Source organism: Hoeflea sp. IMCC20628 (assembly GCF_001011155.1).
Taxonomy (GTDB): domain Bacteria; phylum Pseudomonadota; class Alphaproteobacteria; order Rhizobiales; family Rhizobiaceae; genus Hoeflea.
Genome location: NZ_CP011479.1, coordinates 4808317 through 4830268, shown reverse-complemented (window position 1 = coordinate 4830268; position 21952 = coordinate 4808317). Strand labels below are relative to the sequence as shown.

Sequence of the window (21952 nt, the reverse complement as noted above, 5' to 3'; positions counted from 1 at the left end):
TGTAGACCTTCCAGGATTACTCCCGGCCGGTTCAATGTCCGGCTTTGGCCGGTTTTTCTGGTCCCGTTAGGCTAAGTCTTATCGAGCCCGTAGACGGAATGCAAAGTCCGTACGGCAAGTTCAGCATAAGCGCCGTCGATGAGGATCGATATTTTGATCTCCGACGTCGTTATCGCCTTGATGTTGATAGATTTTTCCGCAAGCGCCTTGAATGCTGTTGCGGCAACCCCGGCATGGCTGCGCATGCCGATGCCGATGACCGAAACCTTGGCAAGGCCTGATTCGCTCTGAACCACGTCGTAACCGATGGTTTCTTTCTGGCTTGCCAGCACCGCCAGCGCTTTGTCGGCGTCGCTCGTCGGCACCGTAAATGTCATGTCGGTACGCGATCCGTCCTCAGAGATATTCTGGACGATCATGTCGACATTGATATGGGAGTCTGCAAGCGGGCCGAATATCGCCGCTGAAACCCCCGGCCGGTCGGCAAGGCGCCTGAGCGAAATCTGCGCTTCGTCCTTGGCGTAGGCAATGCCGGTAACGACTTCCTGTTCCACGATCTCTTCCTCGTCACAAATGAGAGTTCCGGGTGGATTGTTGAAATCACCCATTCCAGGTGCATCCGGATCATCGAAACTGGAGCGCACAAAGGTTCTGACCTTGTGCACCATCGCCAGTTCGACCGACCGGACCTGCAGTACTTTGGCACCGAGGGAAGCCATTTCCAGCATTTCCTCGAAAGCAATCTTCTTCATCCGGCGCGCCTTCGGCACCACTCGCGGATCGGTGGTGTAGACACCGTCGACATCGGTATAGATATCACATCGGTCCGCCTTGACCGCCGCCGCAATCGCCACGGCGCTGGTGTCAGAGCCGCCCCGGCCCAACGTCGCCAGACGGTTGTCGGGTCCAATCCCCTGGAACCCCGCCACCACGGCCACCTGTCCCATTTCAAAGCGACGAATCAGCTCGGCGCCGTCAATGTCGACGATCCGTGCGGCCGCATGGGCATTGTCGGTTTTTATCGGAATCTGCCAGCCTTGCCACGACCGGGCATCAACACCCATTGACTGCAGCGCGATGGCCAGCAGTCCACTGGTCACCTGTTCACCCGAAGCGACAATCGTGTCATATTCGCGGGCATCGTAAAATGATGCGCTGGCGCCGGCGATCTTGGGCATGGCCTGCACCCAGCCAACAAGCTCGTTCGTCTTGCCGGCCATTGCAGAAACGACCACAGCAACCTGGTGTCCGGCGTCAACTTCACGTTTGACATGCCGGGCGACATTGTGGATCCGGTCAAGGTCGGCAACCGATGTGCCGCCAAACTTCATGACTATGCGGGCCATATTGCAATATCCGCTGGCAATCCCGTTTCCGGGCAAGAAAAACCGCCCCGGGGTTCCGGAGCGGAAGTTGGCGGTCTCATAGCTAAATTTCCCGCGCCCTGCAACAGGATCAGTCGTGCGACTTCGCCAACCCTTGACATCAACGGCGTGACGCCCGAGTTGAATGGCGAGAATTCTTTACGCGGAGAGACCGATGAGCCAGGCTGAGCGGACAACAATTGATCAAGGCGAAGTCGAGCGTTTCTCCGCGATGGCAGCCGAATGGTGGGATCCGCAGGGCAAGTTTCGTCCGCTGCACAAATTCAACCCGGTACGCCTGACCTATATCCGCGATCACATCGCCGCGCATTTTGGGCGGGATCCAAAGAGCGACAAGCCCTTGGCCGGCATCCGGATCCTCGACATCGGCTGCGGCGGCGGGCTTTTGTGCGAGCCGATGGCCCGGATGGGCGCCGAAGTGCTGGGGGCGGACGCATCCCGCGTCAATATCGAGGTGGCGTCGCTGCATGCGGCCCAGAGTGGCGTCGATGTCAGCTACGAGGCGATAACGTCCGAGGACCTGGCCGCACGCGGCGAGCGCTTTGATGTGGTGCTCAACATGGAAGTGGTCGAGCACGTCGCTGATGTCGACCTGTTCCTGTCCTCCTGCGCCGAGATGGTCAAACCAGGTGGCCTGATGTTTGTTGCCACCATAAACCGGACCATGAAGGCAATGGCCTTTGCCATCGTCGGCGCCGAATATGTGTTGCGCTGGCTGCCGCGCGGCACCCATCAATATGAAAAACTGGTGCGCCCGGGCGAAATCGAAACTCCGCTGGTGACGTCCGGCATGAGCATCATCGACCGCACCGGCGTGTCTTACAATCCGCTTCAGGACCAGTGGAATCTGTCGCGCGACATGGATGTCAATTACATGTTGCTCGCCGAGCGGCCGAAGGCCGGTTAAGCTGCGAACTGGATGAGTTCCGGGTTTAGACCGGAATGGCCTTGAGCTGTTCCAGCAGGTCTCGTTGACCAGCCGCATTCGCCTCAATCAGCGCTTTCACACGAGCGCGATCAATTTCCAGCGGTTCACCGTCCGGTCCGTAAGGTTGCTTGAAGGTGAAGGCGTCCGGGCCTGGTCCATGATCGTGCAGCCATTCGAGCTTATTCGCACCCTGCTGCCAGTCCGGACGACAGCCCGCTTCAAACCACCACAACACCAAAGGCGGCCAATCATTCTTGGTGTTCCAGTTGCGGGCATTCCTGAGGGCTTCGGCATGAACCCCGGCATAGGAAAATGCCATCAGGCTCTCGACGTCATCCCATGAGGACAACGATGAGGGCCCGCTGTCAAATCCGCTGCCAATGATGAACCGGGGAAAAACCTGGAGTCCCCAACTCCCCGGCCCCGGTTCGCCGTCATAGCCTGAGCGTCCGACAAAACCCGAGGCTTTTTCAGCCGCCGCGAAATTCAATGGTTCGCGGCGTGCAAACCCCTGCACTTCCGGCGCGCCGTAAGCCGCCACATGCAGGCCGAAATTGTATATCGCCAGATGGAAACCGGGCGCGGGCATGTCAGCTCAAATCGTCCGGAAATTCCGGCAACGGCGCAATTTCGATGCCTTCCTCGATCAACGATTTCGCGTCCTCGCTGGAAGCCTTGCCGATGATTCCGCGGGCTTCGGTTTCACCATGGTGGATCTTGCGTGCTTCGTCGGCAAACCGGTCGCCGACATCTTCCGAGTTCTGCCGGACGGCCTGAACCATCCCTCGCAACTTGCGCATCATGTCGCGTTTTTCCGGATCCATCGCCAATGGTCGCGACGCCGTTTCCCGGGAGACCGCTACAGCCGGCGCCATCAGCGCCTTGCTGATCTCGCGGGAACTGCAAACCGGACATTCCACCAGTCCCCGATCGCATTGCGCATCATAATCCGCGCTTGAGGAAAACCATCCCTCAAACTCGTGATCTTTCTCGCAATGCAGGGAAAACCGGATCACGCCACTTGCTCTCCCATTGTCGTTTGCACACCGTTATTGATGCGATAGCTGCGAGCGTTCTTCAGGTTGGGAATTTTCGAGCGCGCGGCCTTCACCTCATCAAGCGCCAGACTGGCGACAAGAATACCGGGCTCATCGCCTTGCATTTCCGCAATCACCCGCCCCCATGGATCGACAATCAGGGAATGGCCGTAGGTTTCGCGCCCGTCCTCATGCACACCACCCTGCGCTGCCGAAATCATGAAGGCGCCGTTTTCAATTGCCCTTGCACGTTGCAGCACATGCCAATGTGCCTCGCCTGTCTGCCGTGTGAAGGCAGCGGGAGCGGTCAGGATATCCGCGCCAGCCAGCGCCAGATCGCGAAACAGATGCGGGAACCGGACGTCATAGCAAATGCCCATTCCCAGCCGGGCGCCGTCGAGATCAACGGTCACAGCCATTTCACCGGGCTGATAGGTAGAACTTTCCCGCCAGCTTTCACCATTGTCGAGATCGACGTCGAACATGTGGATCTTGTCATAGCTGGCAAGTGACGCGCCATTTGGATCAAACACCACGCCACGATTGGCCGCCATGTCATTTCCCGCATGGACAGCTGTCGATCCGATATGCAGATAGATGCCGAGCTCGGTGGCGAGTGCCGATGCGGCGCGCAGAACCGGATCTTCAGCTTCAGATCTGAGGCTTTTGCGAAGTGCTTCGCGGTTCTTCACCAGAGCGCCTGTCATCTCTGGCGTCTGAACATAGCGCGCGCCGCGCGATGCGGCCTGGCGAACCAGAACCTCCATCGACTCAATGTTCGCTGCGGGCGTAACGCCTGAGCGCATCTGGATGGCGGCAACGATCAACTCACGCATTCATCAGGCTCCTGTCAGCATCGGGTCAAGCTTGCCGGCGCGGTCCAGCGCCATCAGTTCATCGCATCCGCCGACATGTGTGCTGCCGATAAAGATCTGCGGAAACGTCGACCGGCCATTCGCCTTGGCGATCATTTCTTGCCGCATGTCAGGCGAGAAAGTTGCGTCATGCTCAGTGTAGCCGACACCTTTGCCGTCGAGCAACCTTTTGGCCGCAGTGCAGAATCCGCAGAACTGTCGGGTGTAGAGGATCACGTCGGTCATGGGGAACTCCGATTGTTGAATGCCTTTGTGGCCATTCAGGCATATAGGGTTTCCTCACCCGGGCTTGCAACCCTGGCAAAGGTCAACACATTGACCTGTCTTGCGCCGCCGCGGAGCAGCGTCCGGGTTGCCGCCTCAACCGTGGCACCGGTAGTCAGTACATCATCAACCAGCAAGACCTTCAGCCCGTTGAAACGATGCGCCTGTTCCGGCACCGCAAAAAACGCACCGCGCACATTGTCCTGCCTGGCCCGCAATCCCAACCCGACCTGCTGGCGCGTGGCGCGGATCCGGCGCATCGCACCCGGCAGGAACGGCTTGCCCGACAGCCGGGCGAGTATCCGTGCCAGTTCTGCGGACTGGTTGTAACGCCGTGAAAACAACCGGCCCCGATGCAACGGCACAGCCACGATGACATCGCTGTCATCGATCACATCACCGCCTGCCCGAACCATCCAGGCCGCCATCATCGGCGAGAGATCCGCGCGATCGGAGTATTTCAATCGATGAACGATTTTTCGCGCGACACCGTCATGAAACACCGTCGCCCTGGCTTTCGAATAGGGCGGAGGATTTGCAATCGCCTGCGGTGACACCAGGCCCTCACCCCTGTCATGGTCGAAAGGCAGACCTGTAATTTCGCAAAATGGTCGTTCAATAAATCGGACGGTTCCCCAGCAAACAGGACACAAAGCGGCGGGTTGGTCGGTCATTTTGCCACATCCGGCACAGACCGGCGGATAAACCAGCCGCATTAGGCCCGCCCCGGCGCGCCCGATCGCCAGCTTCAATTCATGCAAATAACCGATTGCATCCATTGAGTACATTGGTTGACTTTAACGCCGTTCCATCCAACAAGCGAGCCGGAGTTAGAGCGCCGTCGGACAAACAGGCCGCACGATGCCCCAAGCCAGTGGATTGAACCATGGATCACCTTTTTGACCACGATCTGATGCGCCAGCGCCGCTTGCGTGCGCTCGCCCGTCCCGTACCGAGAGCGGATTTCCTGGTTCGCAGGGTTGCTGATGACATGGCCGAGCGCCTGTCGGTGGTTGAACGCTACTTCGATCACCCGGTCCAGGTCCATGGCGGGTTGTCGCGGGTCGCGGATGCAATGACAGCCACCGGCAAAACGGCGGAGTTCAGGTTCATCGAACTATGCGCCATGCCCGGCACTGATAACCGCGCATTGACGCTTGCCGATCCCGATCATGTGCCGCTACAGCCGGAAAGTGCTGACCTTCTGATCTCTCCGCTGGCGCTGCACCTGACCAACGACACGCCGGGTGTTCTGGTGCAATTGCGACGCGCGCTCAAACCCGACGGCCTGCTGCTTGCCGCAGCACCTGGCGCAGGCACGCTGGGCGAATTGCGTGAATCCCTGCTGGCGGCCGAAAGCGAATTGACCGGTGGCGCCAATGCCAGGATTCATCCCTTCGCCGATATTCGCGATTATGGAGCCTTGCTGCAGCGCGCAGGCTTTGCGCTACCGGTCACCGATATCGACGATATAGTAGTCAGGTATGCGGATATGTTCGGACTCTTGAGAGATCTGCGCGCAATGGGCATGACTTCGCTGCTGACGGACCGGAGTCGGAAGCCAGCCAGCCGAAAGCTCTTCATGCGTGCTGCACAGATCTACGCGGAACGTTTTTCAGACCCGGATGGGCGCATCCGCGCCAGTTTCCCAATCATCCATCTATCCGGGTGGGCGCCGCATGAAAACCAGCAGAAACCGCTCAAGCCGGGCTCAGCCAAGGCCAGTCTGGCTGACGCGCTAAAAGTGCCAGAACACAAACTGCCACGCTGACAGGGTCAATCGCCTTGGCTGTTCTTGAGATGCTGGGCCGGGCCAGCCATTGTCGAGTTGATGGTATTGCCCAGTTTCATGCCACCTGCAATCAGCCCCCCTGAAATCAGGGACGCGATCAGGGCATATTCTATAGCAGTGGCCCCACATCGATCTTTCACAAACTGAAAAAAAGCAATTTTCATAATATGTTCCTGATTCAGTTTATGGCGACCAGGAAGACCCGGATCAGCAATCTCCGGTCTTCCTGCCATCGCTTCGAATGATACAAAGCGAGCCGGGGCTCTCTTGCAATATTGACTTGCGGACGGTGTAGACTGTGATTGGGGAGCGCTGCGGGATCGACCCTGTGGTGATGTTGTCAAATTCCTCTGGCGCCCATGCGACCCGCGCCGATGTAGAGCGATCAGCCAGAATAGGAGTGAGAATGGCTGCAACAGCAATCGCTGCAGTACCGAAAAGCAACGCCACACGAACGGCGCCGAATCGCTTGGGCTGAGTTGCCGCCCCGTCTCTGTCCGCCACCGTCATCCAGAAATCATCTTTGGTCATAACGTCTCCACTGAGAACCCGCTCAGGTCCTTCACTCGCTTCATTGTTGCGTGGAGGGAATTGAAGTTTCATTAACGCTAATACGAACAATCGCTTTTTTTGCGGTATGTTGGAGACGTAATTCTTACAACAGGTCGATGAGGTAGGGGATCAGCGGCTCATCGGCGGGTGGCATCGGATAGTCTCGCATGTCCCTGGGGCGTACCCATTTCAGGGCCTGACCTTCAAGACCGCGCGCCGTTCCCTCATAGCGGCGGCAGACGAAAAGCGGCATCAGCAGATGAAAATCATCATAGCTGTGGCTCGCAAATGTCAGCGGTGCGAGGCACGCTTCCTTCGTCGTCACCCCGACCTCTTCAATGAGTTCGCGGATCAGCGCTGTTTCCGGCGTTTCCCCCGGCTCAACCTTGCCGCCCGGGAATTCCCAAAGGCCTGCGAGCTTTTTCCCCTCTGGCCGTTGCGTCAGCAGCACACGGCCATCAGCGTCGACCAGGGCGCAGGCGGCGACCAGCAGTATTTTCCTGGGTGTCATCGCTCTAATACCCCGGCCTCTGGCGATAGGCGTAGCGATAGACCTCACCAAAACCCAGGCCCTTGTAGAGCGCAACGGCAGCGGTGTTGGCGCTTTCAACCTGCAGCCATGCCGTCTCCGCACCACGATGCCGCGCCCAGCGCAGCGCTGCAATTACGATCTCGCGACCATGCCCGGCTCGCCGCGTGTCTTTGCGCGTGGCAAGCTCGAACAATCCGGCAAGGTCATTGTCATGAACGCAGAGCGCGGTTGAAAGCGGGCCGGTCGTTTCACCTTCCAGAACGAACAAGCCGCTCGGCGGCCGTATCGAGCTCAAAACCTCGGTCAGTCCCGGCTTGAGCGATTGATCACGCCCATGCACCGCAATGGAAGCGTCAACATAACGCCCGACATCACGCAGAGGCAGGTGATCCATACCACTATCGATGTCGAGGCTGTTGATGGCGCTCATCATGACGATTGTTTCATCGAATCGGCGCCAGCCGAGCTTGTCCAGATAGGATTCCAGCGGCGGCGGCGCCAACGGCGTTTGCCGGAACACCAGCGCCCGGTCATAGGAATCAAAACGGCGGGCAGCGCGTTCAACCCGGATTTCAATGCCGTCATGATCTGACGGATCAAGCGGATTGACCGAATTGAGCCGTTTTGAAGGATGACCTGCGGTCAACCGTATCTGCCAACTGCCGTCATACTGAATCGACGCCGCTGGCCAGGCCCGGAATCCAACGGCTTCAAGTCTTCTGACAATAGCAAGGTTTGGCAAAATTCGCCTCTTGTTCAAATTACGCGGAGAACCGCTCAACTGCGGTAATCACCATTGATCTCTACATAGGCCTTGGTCAGGTCGCAGGTGAAAACCCTGGCCTTGCCGCGACCGATACCGAGATCAACCCTGATGGTGATTTCATCCTGCTTCATAACATCGGAGGCTGCGGCTTCGCTGTAGGCCGGATCGCGCTCACCATCGACCGCCACCCGCACATCGCCAAACCAGATCGCAAGCTTGTCGCGCTCGGCCTTTTCGCCGGCCTTGCCGACCGCCATGACAATCCGCCCCCAATTGGCGTCCTCGCCGGCCACCGCCGTCTTGACCAGCGGCGAATTGGCGATCGACCTGGCGATGCGTCCCGCCGCCTTGGCCGACGCTGCGCCGGTAACCACGATCTCGACCTGTTTGCGGGCGCCTTCGCCATCGCGCACGATCTGGATTGCCAGATCTTCCATGAGGTCGGCCAGGGCCTTTGCGAAACTCCGGGCGCGCGGGTCCGTGGCCGCGGAAATCACGCCCGCACCTTTGGCGCCTGCAGCGCCGGTGGCAAAAACCATCAGCGTGTCAGAGGTCGAAGTATCACTGTCGATTGTAACTGCGTTGAATGTCGCGCCGACATGGCGGTTGAGCATGGCCTGCAACGCCGGTGCCTCAATATCCGCATCGGTGACGATGAAAGACAGCATGGTCGCCATGTCGGGCGCAATCATCCCGGCGCCCTTGGCCATGCCGTTGAGCGTCACCGTGACCCCGTCGATCCGCGCTGTCCGCGTGGCGACCTTTGGATAGGTGTCGGTGGTCATGATCGCCCGCGCCGCGTCGATCCACCGGTCGCCACTTGCTGTGACGGCCATTTTGTCGAGAACCGTTGCGAATTTGCTCGCATCCAGAGGTTCGCCGATGACGCCCGTGGAAGCCAGAAACACTTCGCTCTCGGCGCATCCCGCTGCCTGCGCAGCAGCTTTTGCGGTCAGGGACGTGGCAGCAACGCCTTTTTGTCCGGTAAACGCATTGGCGTTGCCGGAGTTTACCACCAGTGCCCGCGCCAAACCTCCACCGAGATTTGTCCGGCAGAAATCAACCGGTGCGGACGGACATTTCGACGTGGTGAACACGCCCGCAACAGCCGCCGGCTTGTCAAACACCATCAGCATGACGTCTGTCCGACCCTTGTACTTGATCCCGGCCGCCGCCGTTTCGATGCGAACTCCCGCTATCGGCGGAAGCTCTGCATAGGATTTGGGAGCCAGTGGCGATATGTCGATGGACATCGGAGGTTCCTTGAAACGGCGGCGTCAGCCAGAAATGGCTTGGGCTACTTCTGCTGATTGATGGTGTCGTAAGCCGTCTTGAGATCAGGATCGAGCACGTCGATCTCGACTTCGGCACGCGCTGCCTTGATGAGATCGCCGTAACGCTCACGCATCACCAGCTGCCGGACCTGGTCGGAAATAGCATCAAATTCCGGAGGCGCGGTTTCGCGACGGTCCTCAACCTTGATGACATGCCAGCCAAACTGGGTTTTGACTGGTTCCTTGGCGTATTCGCCGGCCTTCAGCGTGAAAGCCACAGCTTCAAATTCCGGAACCATGCGACCCTTGGTGAAATATCCAAGTTCCCCGCCCTGCGCAGCACTTGGACCTGTCGATTTTTCTTTGGCCAGTTCGGCGAAATCCTTACCCGCATCCAACTCGGCGATGACTGCCTTGGCTTCCTCTTCGGTTTTCAAAAGGATGTGGCGGGCGCTGACTTCCTCTTCCGGTGGTGAGGCGGCGAGTTCCTTGTCATAGCGCGCCTTGATATCGGCGTCAGTCACCGGATCAACAACGGATGCCTTGAATATGGCATTGTGCAAGGCCCGGTCGCGCTGGAACTGCATCAGCGTTTTGAATTCTTCCGTCTGGTCGAGCTTTTCGGTTTCAGCCTTGCGGGCAAGTGTCTTGATATCAATGACCGCGGCAAGCGCAGCAACCCGGCGCTGTTCAACCGGCATCTGCGCAAATTGCGGATCAAGATCACCCTCCGCCAATTTCAGTTCAGACGCGCGGATCTCGACACCGGCGACCGTGGCAACCACCGGATCGGCCTCATCAGCGGCGAGGCCGTGAACTGGCATGAATGCGATTGAACTCAGGAGAAGTGTGGCTGCAAGCTGCGATAGGCGCATGGATAGACCTTTCATTGTGAGGCTTTTTGGGACGGCTAGCCAAGTACCCATGGATTTTGGCCGCCTTAAGACGGACTTTAACCGCCGTTGACATCGTTCGACCCCCCTCTTATCTGTCAGCCAACCGTCCGTCCAGACGGCTTTCATGGATTGAAGGCTGGCGGGATGGCGTTTTCCAATCGACTCTCCGGTCGCAGGCCAGCGCCGGTTTTCAGCCCTGCCGCCCGTGCAGCCTCAAGAAAGGACCATAGTAATGGTCAAGTTCGGCGCTATCGCCCGTAAATTGTTCGGCTCTTCAAATGAACGCCGCATTCGAGCCTATAAGCCAAAAGTTGACGCCATCAATGCTCTGGAGCCCGAACTCCGCGCGCTGAGCGATGCCGAATTGGTTGCCCGCACGACACAGTTTCGTGAGCAGATAGCTTCAGGCACCGCGGTTGACGACCTTCTGGTTCCCGCCTTCGCAACCGTGCGAGAGGCGGCCCACCGCGCCGTCGGGCTGCGACCGTTCGATGTCCAGTTGATCGGCGGCATGATCCTCAACGAGAACGCTATCGCCGAAATGAAGACGGGCGAAGGCAAGACGTTGGTTGCCACCCTTGCCGTTTATCTCAATGCGCTCTCCGGCAAGGGCGTCCACGTCGTCACCGTCAACGATTACCTGGCGCGTCGCGACGCCGAGTGGATGGCCAGAATATATGGTTTTCTGGGCATGACCACCGGGATCGTCGTCCATGGCATGGACGACGATGAACGTCGCGAGGCCTATGCGTGCGACATCACCTATGCCACCAACAATGAACTCGGCTTCGATTATCTCCGCGACAACATGAAATATGAACGCGCCCAGATGGTCATGCGCGGCCATCACTACGCTATCGTCGATGAAGTCGATTCCATTCTGGTCGATGAAGCCCGCACGCCGCTGATCATATCCGGCCCACTTGATGACCGGTCAGATCTCTACACCAGCATCGATAAGCTGATCAGTAAGCTCGAGCCTGACGATTACGAAATCGACGAGAAGCAGCGGTCCGCAACCTTCACTGAAACCGGCACCGAGAAACTTGAAGCCATACTGGCGGAAGCCGACATGCTCAAGGGCGAATCGCTCTACGATGTCGAGAACGTCTCCGTGGTTCACCACATCAACAACGCGCTCAAGGCACACCGGCTTTTCACACGCGACAAGGACTATATCGTCAAGGACGACGAGATCGTCATCATCGACGAATTCACCGGTCGCATGATGCCCGGACGCCGCTATTCCGAAGGCCAGCATCAGGCGCTTGAGGCCAAGGAAGGCGTCAAGATCCAGCCGGAAAACCAGACGCTGGCATCAATCACATTCCAGAATTATTTCCGCATGTACTCCAAGCTTGCCGGCATGACCGGTACGGCCTCGACCGAAGCCGAGGAGTTTGGAAACATCTACGGTCTCGACGTTGTTGAAGTGCCGACCAATGTGCCAATTGCCCGTATTGATGAAGACGACGAGGTCTACCGCACCGTCGAGGAAAAATACCAAGCCATCATCGACGACATCAGGCTGTCCCGCGCCAAGAATCAACCGGTTCTGGTCGGTACCACGTCAATCGACAAATCCGAAATTCTCGCTGAATTGCTGCGCAAGGCCGACATAGCGGATTTCAAGGTGCTCAACGCCCGTTACCACGAGCAGGAAGCCTATATCGTCTCCCAAGCCGGGGTCCCCGGCGCCGTAACCATCGCCACCAACATGGCCGGTCGTGGCACCGATATTCAGCTCGGCGGCAACGCCGACATGCGCGTCGCCCAGGAACTTGGCGACATGCCTGAAGGTCCCGAGCGCGATGAAAAAGAAAAGATCATTCGGGCCGAGATAAAGGCGCTCAAGGATCAAGCGATCGCAGCCGGCGGCCTCTATATCCTGGCCACCGAACGTCATGAAAGCCGACGCATCGACAACCAGTTGCGCGGCCGCGCGGGTCGTCAGGGCGATCCGGGTCGCTCCAAGTTCTTCCTGTCGCTGCAGGATGATCTGATGCGCATCTTCGGCTCCGAGCGCATGGACAGCATGCTCAAGACGCTGGGCCTCAAGGACGGCGAGCCGATCATCCATCCATGGATCAACAAGGCGCTTGAGCGGGCCCAGAAGAAGGTTGAAGCGCGCAACTTCGACATTCGCAAGAATCTGCTCAAATTCGATGACGTGATGAACGACCAGCGCAAGGTGGTGTTCGAGCAACGCAAGGAATTGATGGACGCGGAATCCGTTTCCGAGACCATCGAGGACATGCGTCAGGACGTCATCGATGGCCTGGTCAAGCTCCACATTCCGGAGCGCGCCTATGCCGAACAATGGAATGTCGAAGAGCTCAAGAAGGGCGTCCAGGCCTATCTCAATCTCGATTTGCCGATCGAAGAGTGGGCTGCGGAAGAAGGCATTGCCGAAGACGACATTCATACCCGCATCACCGAAGCCGCTGACAAGCTGGCCAAGGAAAGGGCTGAACGGTTCGGACCTGAGGTCATGACCTATGTGGAAAAATCCGTTGTTCTGCAGACACTTGATCATCTCTGGCGTGAGCATCTGGTCAATCTCGACCACCTTCGCTCGGTCGTCGGTTTCCGCGGCTATGCCCAGCGTGATCCGCTTCAGGAATACAAATCCGAAGCGTTTGAACTGTTTCAAGCGCTGCTGGCCAATCTGCGCCAGGCCGTCATGGCGCAATTGATGCGGGTCGAAATTGTCCGCGAAGCGGCGACCACTCCAGAGCCCGAATTGCCGGAAGGCATTGAAGGCCACCATCTGGACGCCTCCACCGGAGAAGATGAGTTCAGTCAGGCAGACGCACAGTTGGCCTCTGCCGTCGTTGCTCCGGAAGACCGCGACCCGGAAGATGAAGCCACCTGGGGCAAGGTTGGCCGGAACGAGGCCTGCCCATGTGGGTCGGGCAAGAAGTACAAGCATTGCCATGGCGCTTTCTAACGTCTGACAGCTTGGATCACACACTTGCTGAATTTGAACGGGATCCGCATCTGCGGATCCCGTTTTTGTATCAACGGCCTCGCTCCGGGAAATCTGCCCGTAAAGTCGGCCAAAAGCGCTGATTTCTTCCCGTGCCTGTGTCTGCCCGGCTGCTTGCATCGGCCAAATCAACGCAACCTTTGGTCAAGAAGACAGCCTCCGCGGGTCGAAGGGCAAACCGTTTCTTAACATCGCCGTGGCAAAGTACCTGTGCAACAACAGGACAAAAGTCTGACCATGACTTTGATTGACACAGCCGGCAAAATATTGCCGCCGCGCTACGCTGCGTGGCTGATGTCGATGTTTGCGCGCTTGACCACGGTGATGGCGGCGAAAGACGAGACCAGCGCGGCCCAGCGCATGGCCATCATCGCTTTTTCCATTCGCGTTGTCAGTGCGGCGATCGCCTTTGCGTCCCAGATCATCCTGGTGCGACTGATGGGCGAATTCGAATACGGAGTATTCGTTTTCGTCTGGGTCATCGTGGTCATTCTCGGCAATCTATCCTGTCTCGGGTTCCACACCGCAGTCATTCGATTCCTGCCGCAATACCGTACCGAAGGCGCCGATGAGGCCATCAGGGGCCTGACCGCGACCGCCCGGATTTTTGCCATGGTGTCAGCGACGCTCATTGCCGCCTCCGGCATCGCGGCGATCTATCTGCTGGGTGACCACATCCAGTCCTATTACATTCAACCACTGTTCATTGGCGCCTTTGTGCTGCCGATGATCGCCCTGGGCGATGTATTGGACGGCACAGCGCGGGCCAATGGCTGGCCGGTTCATGCGCTGAGCCCGACCTACATCATACGCCCGCTGCTGATCTTGTCCTTCGTCGCCTGCGCCATTGGTCTGGGGCGTATGGCCGATGCCAACACCGCAATTCTCGCAGCACTGGCAGCGGCCTATCTGACGACGGTCATTCAGTTTGTTGTTATCACCGGCAAGCTCAAGCATCGGTTCCCGGTTCGCGGTATCCAGATTCATTTCAGAACATGGCTGATGGTGGCTTTTCCGATTTTTCTGATCGAAGGCTTCTATTTTATGCTGACCAATGCTGACGTCATCATCGTCGGCTTCTACCTGCCGCCGGGAAAGGTGGCCGTCTATTTCGCCGCCGCCAAGACCATGGCGCTGGTGCACTTTGTCTATTTTGCCGTCAAGGCAGCCGCTGCCCAGCGGTTTTCCGGCCTGGTTTCAGGGGCAGATCGTACCGCTTTGGCGGCGTTCGCCCGGCAGACCGTGCAATGGACCTTCTGGCCCTCACTGCTGGTTGGCGGTCTGGTCATCCTGGCAGGGCCGTTTTTGCTGTCGCTGTTCGGTCCGACCTTTCAGGAAGGCCACATGATCATGGTCGTGCTTTTCTGCGGCATTATCGCCAAAGCCATGATTGGCCCGGGCGAGGTGTTGTTGACCATGGCTGGCGAGCACAAGATTTGTGCCGCGATCTATGCGATTGCGCTGACCGCCAATCTCGGCCTCAATGTCATGCTTATTCCTGCCTGGGGATTGATCGGAGCAGCGACCGCCACGGCCGCGGCCATGATGATTGAGGCAAGCCTGCTCCACGTCATCATACGCCGCCGGTTAGGCATCGTCATGTTCATCGCCGCGGGTCCGGTTTCGCACCGCGAGTTTTCCGGAACGGAGGTCAGATAGACCATGGCTTCCAGTCCTATCATCCACGAAGAAGTCGCAAGCCAGGCCAATACGCTGATTGGCGAGTTCGCTGACGTCGAGACCGCCCGCCCGCTTCCCGACCGCGATATCGCCGTTGGGCGGCCAGGCAGGCATCTGGCCATCTATCCGGCGCGCGCCGGTTATGAACTGCAGGAAGAGCTTGATTTTCTGACCAACCGGGCCTTGGAGCCGAACGTCTTCTTCTCGGGCCGGTTCCTGGCTCCGGCCATGCCACGGCTTGAGGACCGGGTGGTTCGCCTCATGCTGATGCGCGATGAAACCGAAGCCCATTCGCGCATGCGCCTGATGCTGCCATTCTCCGTCGAAAAGCCCGGCTTCTCGGTCGGCGCTTCAATCATCCGGGCATGGGCCAATCCCTTCGGTCCTCTGGGAACGCCGCTGCTTGATCGCGAGGACGCGGCCGAAACGCTCGACAACATGCTTGAAGCGCTTTCAAAGCCCGAAACTGGCTTGCCCGGCATTCTGGTGCTGCCCGACATGCGGCTGGATGGCCCGGTCGCTTCCTTGCTTCGGGCTGTCGCGATGAGCCGCAACCTTTCTGTCGCGGTCACCGACGAGGCACAACGCCCCTTTCTCGAAAGCACCCTGGACGCCGACGAATATTTGGCAAAATCCATCTCCAACAAGCATCGCCACGAGATGCGCCGGCAATGGCGCCGTTTGTCCGAGCATGGCGAAGTGAGCTACGTTGTGGCGCGCCAGCCCGAGGAAATCCGATACCACCTCGAGGAATTCCTGACGCTCGAGGATTCAGGCTGGAAGGGCCGCCGCAAGTCGGCCATGGTTGCCGATCGCTACCGTGCCGCCTTTGCCCGCGAGGCAATCAACAGCCTGGCCGAAACCGACAGCGTGCGCATTCACAGCCTGGCACTCGATGGCGAAGCCATTGCCTCCATGATCGTGTTCGTCACCGCAGGCGACGCCTGGACGTGGAAAACAGCCTACAATGAGACCTATGCCCGCTATTCTCCCGGCAAACTTCTGGTCGACAGGCTGACCGAATGGCATCTGGATGATCTCAACATCCGGCGCACCGACTCCTGTGCGGTTCCGGATCATCCTGTCATGAGCCGCATGTGGACCGAGCGCGAAAGCATGGGCACCATGGTCATCGGCCTTGATCCCAGTCACGACCGCGATGTTCGTCAGGTTGCGACCCAACTCCACATCTACCGAAACACCCGAAACATTGCCCGGCTGCTGCGGGAAAAAATCCGCGGCATCGCCCGCCGCTGATCAGGCGTCGGATGCTCCTGCTGCAGCGACTTCGGCAATCGCCCTGTCTCTGAGCTCGCGCCGGATCACCTTGCCGGTGGTGGTCAATGGCAGGCTGTCGACAAATTCGATCTCGCGCGGATATTCATGCGCCGACAGCCGGGTCTTGACCCAATCGCGGACCGACACCGCCAGTTCCGCATCTGCCGTGATCCCCGGCGCCACCACCACATAGGCTTTGACGATTTCGGTGCGGATCGCGTCCGGCTTGCCGACTGCCGCCGCAAGCACCACCGCCGGATGTCCGGTCAGGCAATCCTCTATTTCTCCGGGTCCGATCCGGTATCCCGACGAGGTGATGACGTCGTCGTCGCGCCCGAAAAACGAGAAATAGCCGTCAGCATCGCGAACGCCCTGGTCCCCGGTCAGCATCCAGTCACCGATGTATTTCGCCTCAGTCGCCGCTTCATTCTGCCAATAACCCAGGAACATCACCGGGTCGGGGCGTTTGACCGCAATCTGGCCCGAGATTCCATCCGGCACGACCTTGCCCTGATCATCGATGACGGCAACCTGGTGCCCTGGCACCGGCTTGCCGATGGCGCCGCCACGGCTGACGCCCAGCTGGGCGCAGGATGCCAGCACCAGATTGCATTCGGTCTGGCCATAGAATTCGTTGATGGTCAGGCCAAGAACCCGCTGTGCCCAATCATAGGTTTCGCGGCCCAAGGCTTCGCCCCCGGAACCGATGGTGCGCAGCCGGAGGTCATGGCGAGAGAGTGGGTCCGCCACCGTACGCATGATTCGCAACGCGGTGGGCGGGATGAAGACATTGCGCACATCCATCTCGGCCATGATTCGGTAGGCCAGTTCCGGATCGAATTTTTGCGCCCTGGACGACACCACCGGCACGCCAAGCAGCAGCCCCGGCAACAGCACATTGAGCAGGCCGCCAGCCCAGGCCCAGTCCGCCGGGGTCCAGAGCTTGTCCCCCGGCTGCGGCATGAATTCATGATGGGTCTGCACGCCGGGGATATGGCCGATCAGCACCCGGTGACCGTGCAGCGCGCCCTTGGGCGGCCCGGTGGTTCCGGAGGTGAAGATCATCAGCGCCGGATCGTCCGCGCGGGTTACAACCGCGATCGGCGCATCTGAATGGCCGTTTTCCAGCGCGTCAAAGCTGACCGCATCGCTGCCCTCAATGTCATTGTCGGTGACAATGATGGTTTCGAGCGCGGTCAGACGTTCCCGGATGGCCACGACCTTGCCGAGGCCGGTCCCTGTTGTCACCAGAGCGACTGCACCCGACGCGGTCAACCGGTGTTCCACCGCCTCGACTCCGAACAACAGTGCCAATGGCACGGCGACGGCGCCGAGCTTGTAAATCGCCACATGGGCGATGGCCGTCTCAAACCCCTGCGGCAGCATCAGCGCCACCCGGTCGCCAGACTTCACGCCAAGCGATCTCAAGCCTCTGGCAAACGCATTCGAGCGCCGCGCCAATCCGACATAGCTCAACTGCGCCGGTTCTCCATCAGGATTGAAATGCTCGAGACAGATCCGGTCGGGCTCGCGCGCCGCCCAGTCATCCGACACAGCGCTGCCGATGTTGAAAAACTCCGGAACGTCCCACGAAAACCGCGAGGATATATCTTCGAGGGATTTTCCCGCAGGCAACAACATGATTGGAAATCCTTGCGCAATGGCTTTGCCCTGCCGCAGCGACCCTGCTGGGCGATAAGGCAGTACACCTGCTCAATCCCTATCAGGCGTGAAGCGCGGATTGAAGAGGTTCGGCATTTTTGCCGCAGACCTGGCTCTGCATCAGCTGAAGCTGCGCCCCGGACACAAACCCCAATGGTTGGCTCAGGATTGATGTTGATCAACACGGAGATACAGGATCTCGCTATGCTTCCACATCTTCGCCAGACTTGAGCTCCAGTCTTGTGGGAATTCATGGATCAGGAGGCTGGATGCCGAGCAGGCTGTAGATTTGAAACGGAGAAGACAAATGATTGATTTCATGAATGAAAGCAGTGGCGACACGCTTGGCATTCATGCCAGCGGCAAATTGACCAGGACGGATTATGAGACCATCCTCATTCCGCAGTTGGCGGAATTGTTCAAAGCACACGGACAGCTCAACATCGTCTTTTACATGGATCAGACATTTGAAGGCTGGGATCTCGAAGCCGCTTGGGACGACGCCTCTTATGGCCTCATGCATCGCGCTGATTTCGGAAAGCTGGCAGTGGTCGGCGGCCCCGCCTGGGTCGACCGAAGCATCAAGCTGATCGGATTTCTGATGAAGGGCGAGATCAAGGTCTTCGGTTCAGACCAACTGGCTCAAGCCTGGCAGTGGATCAGCACCTGAACTGCCACGCGAACGCCCCAATGGCCCATCCATACAATCAACCAAAGGATTTCATACTCATGCGCGAGAGCAAAGATATTTCTGAAGCAGCTCAGAGAATTCAAGCCATCGAAACAAAATTGGCAGAAAAGCTCCGGACAACATTTGGCGCCAAGACCCCGGCACCTGACGTGTCAGCAAAAGCAGATGCGATTCGCGGCAAATCGGGTGAACTCACGAAGAAGCTGACCGAAAAGGAAGGCGACGCCTGGACCGGGGTTCAGGACGAATTGAATCGCGACCTGCATGCCCTTGAAGGCGATTTTGACCATTGGGTTCAGTACCTGGACAAGCACTTCAAAGAATAGGTAATAGCCGTCGGAGGAAACTGGTTTTACTATTTTCCGACGGCGGCAGTTAACCGCGCGCGGAACCTACAGCATTGGTTTTGCTCAATTAGCCAACTGCTGCCTGGAAACCGCTCTTCGTGTCTTCTCACAATTGGAATAACAGCATCTGAGGGCGATGGTTTTTTTGCGCCATGAGCGAGTTCCCCGGGAACTCTCTCTGGCAACCATCCATGTCGGTCTAAAGCCAGTTCACGCAGACAGGCTGCGTACTGCACGAAGCTGCAAGCACGACTTTTGAAAACTGCATCAAGAAAAAATGGTGCCCCCTTCCGGACTCGAACCGGAACTCCTTGCAGAACCGCATTTTGAGTGCGGCGCGTCTACCAATTCCGCCAAAGGGGCGCCACGCCGGTCGAACCGGTACAGACGGCGGGACTATAGTCAGCGATTTGATCCGGTCAAACGCTTTTTCAACAATCCCGGCTGCAAAATACAAGATCAAATGACCCTGCCGCAAGACCTGTTTACCCGGCAAGGCTTTGCGATTAAGACCCACGGGTTGCCGCTCGACGAGAAGAAGGCGTTTCATGCTTCGCAAACTGTACAACTGGACCATGTCGCTGGCGGGCACCCGTCATGCCGAAAAGGCGCTTTTTGGCGTGTCCTTCGCGGAAAGCTCGTTCTTTCCGATTCCGCCGGACGTGCTGCTCATCCCGATGACGCTTGCCAAACCGCGAAACTGGATCCGCTTTGCGCTGATCTGCACCGTTGCATCGGTGATCGGCGCATTCGTCGGCTATGCCATCGGCATGTTCCTATACGAGAGCGTTGGAAAGTGGCTTCTGGAAACCTATGGCGCCGCCGACAAGTTCGAGAAGATTTCGCAGTGGTACAACACCTGGGGTGGCTGGGGCGTGCTGTTTGCGGCGATAACGCCGTTTCCCTACAAGGTCCTGACGATATTTTCCGGCGCCACCGGCCTCAATCTGGTCATCTTCGCCATCGTCAGCGTCATTGGCCGGGCATTCCGGTTCTTCCTTGTGACCTGGTTGCTGTCCCGCTTCGGCGAGCCTATCCGGTTGTTCATCGAAAAATATCTCGGCCTTCTTTTCACCCTGTTCATGGTGCTGTTGGTCGGTGGATTTTATGCAATCAAATATGTGTTCTGACCATGCCAGTTTCTGACCTGACCACCTCCTCCACCAACCGTGCCCGGACCATGACAGCGCTGTTTCTCGCAGTCGCCATGGCGATTGTTGTCGGCACGGCGCTCGCCTTCGAGCATATCGGCGGCTACATCCCCTGCGCCCTCTGCCTCGAACAACGCATGCCCTATTATGTCGGCGCGCCCTTGATGCTGGTCGCAGCGGTGATATCGCTGGCAGGTGGTCCATCCTGGGCTGTGCGCGGACTATTGGCAGTCGGCGGGTTGCTGATGCTGTATGGCCTTGTGCTCGGCGTCTACCACTCCGGTGTCGAATGGCATTGGTGGGACGGCCCCGCATCCTGCGCCACCTCCGCCGATGCCGTGACCAAGGATGCCGGTTCCCTGCTTGGCGATCTGAGCTCGAAAAAGCCGCCATCGTGCGATTCGGCCGCCCTGCGCGTGCTCGGTCTTTCCTTTGCCGGCTGGAACGTGCTGGCCAGTGCCGCTCTTGCCGCAATCGCCATTCGTGGCGCGCTGATCAAGCACTGAACCAACCCGGTCAGGGCTGCAGTTCGACGTCCCAGTAAAGATAGTCCATCCAGCTCTCATGCAGATGGTTTGGCGGAAACATCCGTCCGTTCTTGTGCAGATCCTGCACACTGGGGCGATACGGCTTTTGCTGCGGGATCATGCCCGCCTGCCTGGGCATCACCCCGCCTTTACGCAGATTGCAGGGCGAACAGGCCGCCACCACATTTTCCCATGTGGTTTCCCCGCCGCAACGCCGCGGGATGACGTGGTCGAATGTCAGCTCATTGGGAGATCCGCAATACTGGCATTCAAACCGGTCGCGCAGAAACAGGTTGAAGCGCGTGAATGCCGGGAATCGTGACGGTTTGATATAGGTTTTCAGACAGACCACGCTCGGCACCCGCATCGAAAAGGTCGGTGATGACACGGAGTGGTCATATTCGGCGACAATCTGCACACGGTCGAGAAACACAGCCTTGACGGCATCCTGCCACGACCAAAGCGACAAAGGATAGTAACTCAAAGGCCTGTAATCAGCGTTCAGGACGAGCGCCGGCAGTGACTGCGGGGATACAAAAATCGTCACTTTGCTCTCCTGAGCGATTGCGATTCGGCATCTGCGGAAATCATATTATGCTGGACATGACAGGCTTGTGAAGCGCCGTCTTTGAAATGGCATTCTGGCCTGTTCCAGGACCCGGTCAGTCTCCAAGTGGCGCTGCATCGCGGCGCATCACTTGCGCATAATAAGCCCAGAGCAGCCTTGCCGCCACACCGCGCCACGGACTCCAGTGTTCAGCCAGACCGGCCAGTGCGCGCGTTTGCGGCCGGACCTCCAGCCCCAGCATATGCGCCGCAGCACTTTGCAACGCCACATCGCCAGCCGGGAAAATGTCCGGATGCCCGGCGCAGAACAACAGATAGACCTCGGCCGTCCATGGCCCCAGGCCTTTGATCGCCGTCAGGCGTTTGATCGCCTCGCGCCCCTCCAGCCCGCACAGATGCTCAAGATCAAGCTCTCCGCCAAGCACCGCTTCACCGACCCGCCGCAATGTTGCGGCCTTGGCCCGCGACAGCCCCGCTGTCCGCAATTGCGCATCCGACAGTTCCAGCACCGCCGACGGGCTGATCTCGCCCGCCGCCAGTTCCAGTTTGCGCCAGAGCGCGTTGGCGCTGGCTTTGGAGACCATTTGCGACAGGATGATTTCGGTCAACGCGGCATAGCCCGGCGGTTTGCGCCGCAACGGCACCGGACCGGCGAGTTCAATGGCCCGGGCCAGTCGCGCGTCGATCTGTGCCAATGCCATCAGGCCCTCGGCAACATCGTCCATGCTGTCAATTCGACGCATAAATTGCCTTTCCGGC

At 58.6% G+C, this 21952-nt stretch carries 24 protein-coding genes, 1 tRNA gene and 1 pseudogene; 9 read left to right on the top strand and 17 right to left on the bottom strand.

Annotated features, from left to right (window positions below; all coding sequences use genetic code 11):
• Positions 1–71: 71 nt before the first annotated feature.
• The gene (locus IMCC20628_RS22740; RefSeq protein WP_047032111.1) at positions 72–1346 is read right to left on the bottom strand and encodes an aspartate kinase; all 1275 of its coding nucleotides are present in this window, start codon (positions 1344–1346) and stop codon (positions 72–74) included.
• A 193-nt stretch (positions 1347–1539) separates the two neighbouring features.
• On the opposite strand from IMCC20628_RS22740, the gene ubiG reads away from it, so the two are divergent.
• Positions 1540–2292: a bifunctional 2-polyprenyl-6-hydroxyphenol methylase/3-demethylubiquinol 3-O-methyltransferase UbiG gene (ubiG, locus tag IMCC20628_RS22735; RefSeq protein ID WP_047032110.1), complete on the top strand. Its 753-nt coding sequence runs from the start codon at positions 1540–1542 to the stop codon at positions 2290–2292.
• 25 nt (positions 2293–2317) lie between these two features.
• Here ubiG and IMCC20628_RS22730 read toward each other — a convergent pair whose 3' ends face one another.
• The 6 genes and pseudogenes from IMCC20628_RS22730 to IMCC20628_RS25845 all read right to left on the bottom strand — a co-directional run.
• Positions 2318–2902: a DUF3291 domain-containing protein gene (locus IMCC20628_RS22730; protein WP_047032109.1), complete on the bottom strand. Its 585-nt coding sequence runs from the start codon at positions 2900–2902 to the stop codon at positions 2318–2320.
• 1 nt (position 2903) lies between these two features.
• A complete protein-coding gene (locus IMCC20628_RS22725; protein WP_047032108.1) occupies positions 2904–3329 on the bottom strand; it encodes a DUF1178 family protein in 426 nt (141 codons plus the stop codon).
• Positions 3326–4186, bottom strand: a complete 861-nt coding sequence (locus IMCC20628_RS22720) for a carbon-nitrogen hydrolase family protein (RefSeq protein WP_047032107.1) — start codon at positions 4184–4186, stop codon at positions 3326–3328. The genes IMCC20628_RS22725 and IMCC20628_RS22720 overlap by 4 nt, the downstream gene beginning before the upstream one ends.
• Positions 4187–4189: 3 nt before the next feature.
• Positions 4190–4450, bottom strand: coding sequence for a glutaredoxin 3 (gene grxC, locus IMCC20628_RS22715; protein ID WP_047032106.1), 261 nt, complete (start codon positions 4448–4450; stop codon positions 4190–4192).
• Positions 4451–4485: 35 nt separating this feature from the next.
• Positions 4486–5046 (bottom strand): ComF family protein, encoded by a 561-nt coding sequence (locus IMCC20628_RS22710; protein WP_245307977.1) that lies wholly within the window; start codon positions 5044–5046, stop codon positions 4486–4488.
• A 27-nt stretch (positions 5047–5073) separates the two neighbouring features.
• Positions 5074–5205: pseudogene (locus IMCC20628_RS25845) on the bottom strand (double zinc ribbon domain-containing protein); the annotation flags it as partial.
• Between the two features lie 170 nt (positions 5206–5375).
• Here IMCC20628_RS25845 and IMCC20628_RS22705 point away from each other — a divergent pair.
• Positions 5376–6260 carry a methyltransferase domain-containing protein gene (locus tag IMCC20628_RS22705; RefSeq protein ID WP_047032104.1) on the top strand — a complete coding sequence of 295 codons (885 nt, stop codon included), beginning with the start codon at positions 5376–5378 and terminating at the stop codon, positions 6258–6260.
• A 5-nt stretch (positions 6261–6265) separates the two neighbouring features.
• On the opposite strand, the gene IMCC20628_RS22700 is transcribed toward IMCC20628_RS22705, so the two are convergent.
• From IMCC20628_RS22700 to IMCC20628_RS22675, 6 genes are all read right to left on the bottom strand, one after another.
• Positions 6266–6445 carry a Flp family type IVb pilin gene (locus IMCC20628_RS22700; RefSeq protein WP_047032103.1) on the bottom strand — a complete coding sequence of 60 codons (180 nt, stop codon included), beginning with the start codon at positions 6443–6445 and terminating at the stop codon, positions 6266–6268.
• A gap of 43 nt (positions 6446–6488) precedes the next feature.
• Positions 6489–6812 carry a hypothetical protein gene (locus IMCC20628_RS22695; protein WP_047032102.1) on the bottom strand — a complete coding sequence of 108 codons (324 nt, stop codon included), beginning with the start codon at positions 6810–6812 and terminating at the stop codon, positions 6489–6491.
• A gap of 124 nt (positions 6813–6936) precedes the next feature.
• Positions 6937–7344: an 8-oxo-dGTP diphosphatase MutT gene (gene mutT / locus IMCC20628_RS22690; protein ID WP_047032101.1), complete on the bottom strand. Its 408-nt coding sequence runs from the start codon at positions 7342–7344 to the stop codon at positions 6937–6939.
• Between the two features lie 4 nt (positions 7345–7348).
• Entirely contained in the window at positions 7349–8107 is a 759-nt protein-coding gene (locus IMCC20628_RS22685) for a GNAT family N-acetyltransferase (protein WP_052766593.1), read from the bottom strand.
• 35 nt (positions 8108–8142) lie between these two features.
• Entirely contained in the window at positions 8143–9384 is a 1242-nt protein-coding gene (gene argJ / locus IMCC20628_RS22680; protein ID WP_047032099.1) for a bifunctional glutamate N-acetyltransferase/amino-acid acetyltransferase ArgJ, read from the bottom strand.
• A gap of 44 nt (positions 9385–9428) precedes the next feature.
• Positions 9429–10280 (bottom strand): peptidylprolyl isomerase, encoded by an 852-nt coding sequence (locus IMCC20628_RS22675; protein ID WP_047032098.1) that lies wholly within the window; start codon positions 10278–10280, stop codon positions 9429–9431.
• Between the two features lie 253 nt (positions 10281–10533).
• Here IMCC20628_RS22675 and secA point away from each other — a divergent pair, with 253 nt between their 5' ends.
• The 3 genes from secA (at position 10534) to IMCC20628_RS22660 (ending at position 16227) form a co-directional block, all read left to right on the top strand.
• A complete protein-coding gene (gene secA / locus IMCC20628_RS22670) occupies positions 10534–13251 on the top strand; it encodes a preprotein translocase subunit SecA (protein ID WP_047032097.1) in 2718 nt (905 codons plus the stop codon).
• Positions 13252–13527: 276 nt separating this feature from the next.
• Complete coding sequence (locus IMCC20628_RS22665; protein WP_047032096.1) at positions 13528–14949, top strand: lipopolysaccharide biosynthesis protein; 1422 nt, start codon at positions 13528–13530, stop codon at positions 14947–14949.
• A 3-nt stretch (positions 14950–14952) separates the two neighbouring features.
• Positions 14953–16227, top strand: coding sequence for a GNAT family N-acetyltransferase (locus tag IMCC20628_RS22660; RefSeq protein WP_052766592.1), 1275 nt, complete (start codon positions 14953–14955; stop codon positions 16225–16227).
• Here the strand turns inward: IMCC20628_RS22660 and IMCC20628_RS22655 are convergent, their stop codons facing one another.
• Positions 16228–17889 (bottom strand): AMP-binding protein, encoded by a 1662-nt coding sequence (locus IMCC20628_RS22655; RefSeq protein ID WP_047032095.1) that lies wholly within the window; start codon positions 17887–17889, stop codon positions 16228–16230.
• Between the two features lie 328 nt (positions 17890–18217).
• Between IMCC20628_RS22655 and IMCC20628_RS22650 the strand changes: the two genes are divergently transcribed.
• Both IMCC20628_RS22650 and IMCC20628_RS22645 read left to right on the top strand, forming a co-directional pair.
• A complete protein-coding gene (locus IMCC20628_RS22650; protein ID WP_047032094.1) occupies positions 18218–18580 on the top strand; it encodes an STAS/SEC14 domain-containing protein in 363 nt (120 codons plus the stop codon).
• A gap of 59 nt (positions 18581–18639) precedes the next feature.
• Positions 18640–18927 carry a hypothetical protein gene (locus IMCC20628_RS22645; RefSeq protein ID WP_156174622.1) on the top strand — a complete coding sequence of 96 codons (288 nt, stop codon included), beginning with the start codon at positions 18640–18642 and terminating at the stop codon, positions 18925–18927.
• 299 nt (positions 18928–19226) lie between these two features.
• On the opposite strand, the gene IMCC20628_RS22640 is transcribed toward IMCC20628_RS22645, so the two are convergent.
• Positions 19227–19311, bottom strand: a tRNA-Leu gene (locus IMCC20628_RS22640).
• Positions 19312–19496: 185 nt separating this feature from the next.
• Between IMCC20628_RS22640 and IMCC20628_RS22635 the strand changes: the two genes are divergently transcribed.
• Positions 19497–20078: a YqaA family protein gene (locus IMCC20628_RS22635; protein WP_047032092.1), complete on the top strand. Its 582-nt coding sequence runs from the start codon at positions 19497–19499 to the stop codon at positions 20076–20078.
• A 2-nt stretch (positions 20079–20080) separates the two neighbouring features.
• Complete coding sequence (locus IMCC20628_RS22630) at positions 20081–20605, top strand: disulfide bond formation protein B (RefSeq protein ID WP_047032091.1); 525 nt, start codon at positions 20081–20083, stop codon at positions 20603–20605.
• A 10-nt stretch (positions 20606–20615) separates the two neighbouring features.
• On the opposite strand, the gene IMCC20628_RS22625 is transcribed toward IMCC20628_RS22630, so the two are convergent.
• Together IMCC20628_RS22625 and IMCC20628_RS22620 are read right to left on the bottom strand one after the other, a co-directional pair.
• Positions 20616–21173, bottom strand: a complete 558-nt coding sequence (locus IMCC20628_RS22625; protein WP_047032090.1) for an HNH endonuclease — start codon at positions 21171–21173, stop codon at positions 20616–20618.
• Between the two features lie 115 nt (positions 21174–21288).
• Positions 21289–21936, bottom strand: coding sequence for a DNA-3-methyladenine glycosylase (locus tag IMCC20628_RS22620; RefSeq protein ID WP_047032089.1), 648 nt, complete (start codon positions 21934–21936; stop codon positions 21289–21291).
• Positions 21937–21952: the final 16 nt, after the last annotated feature.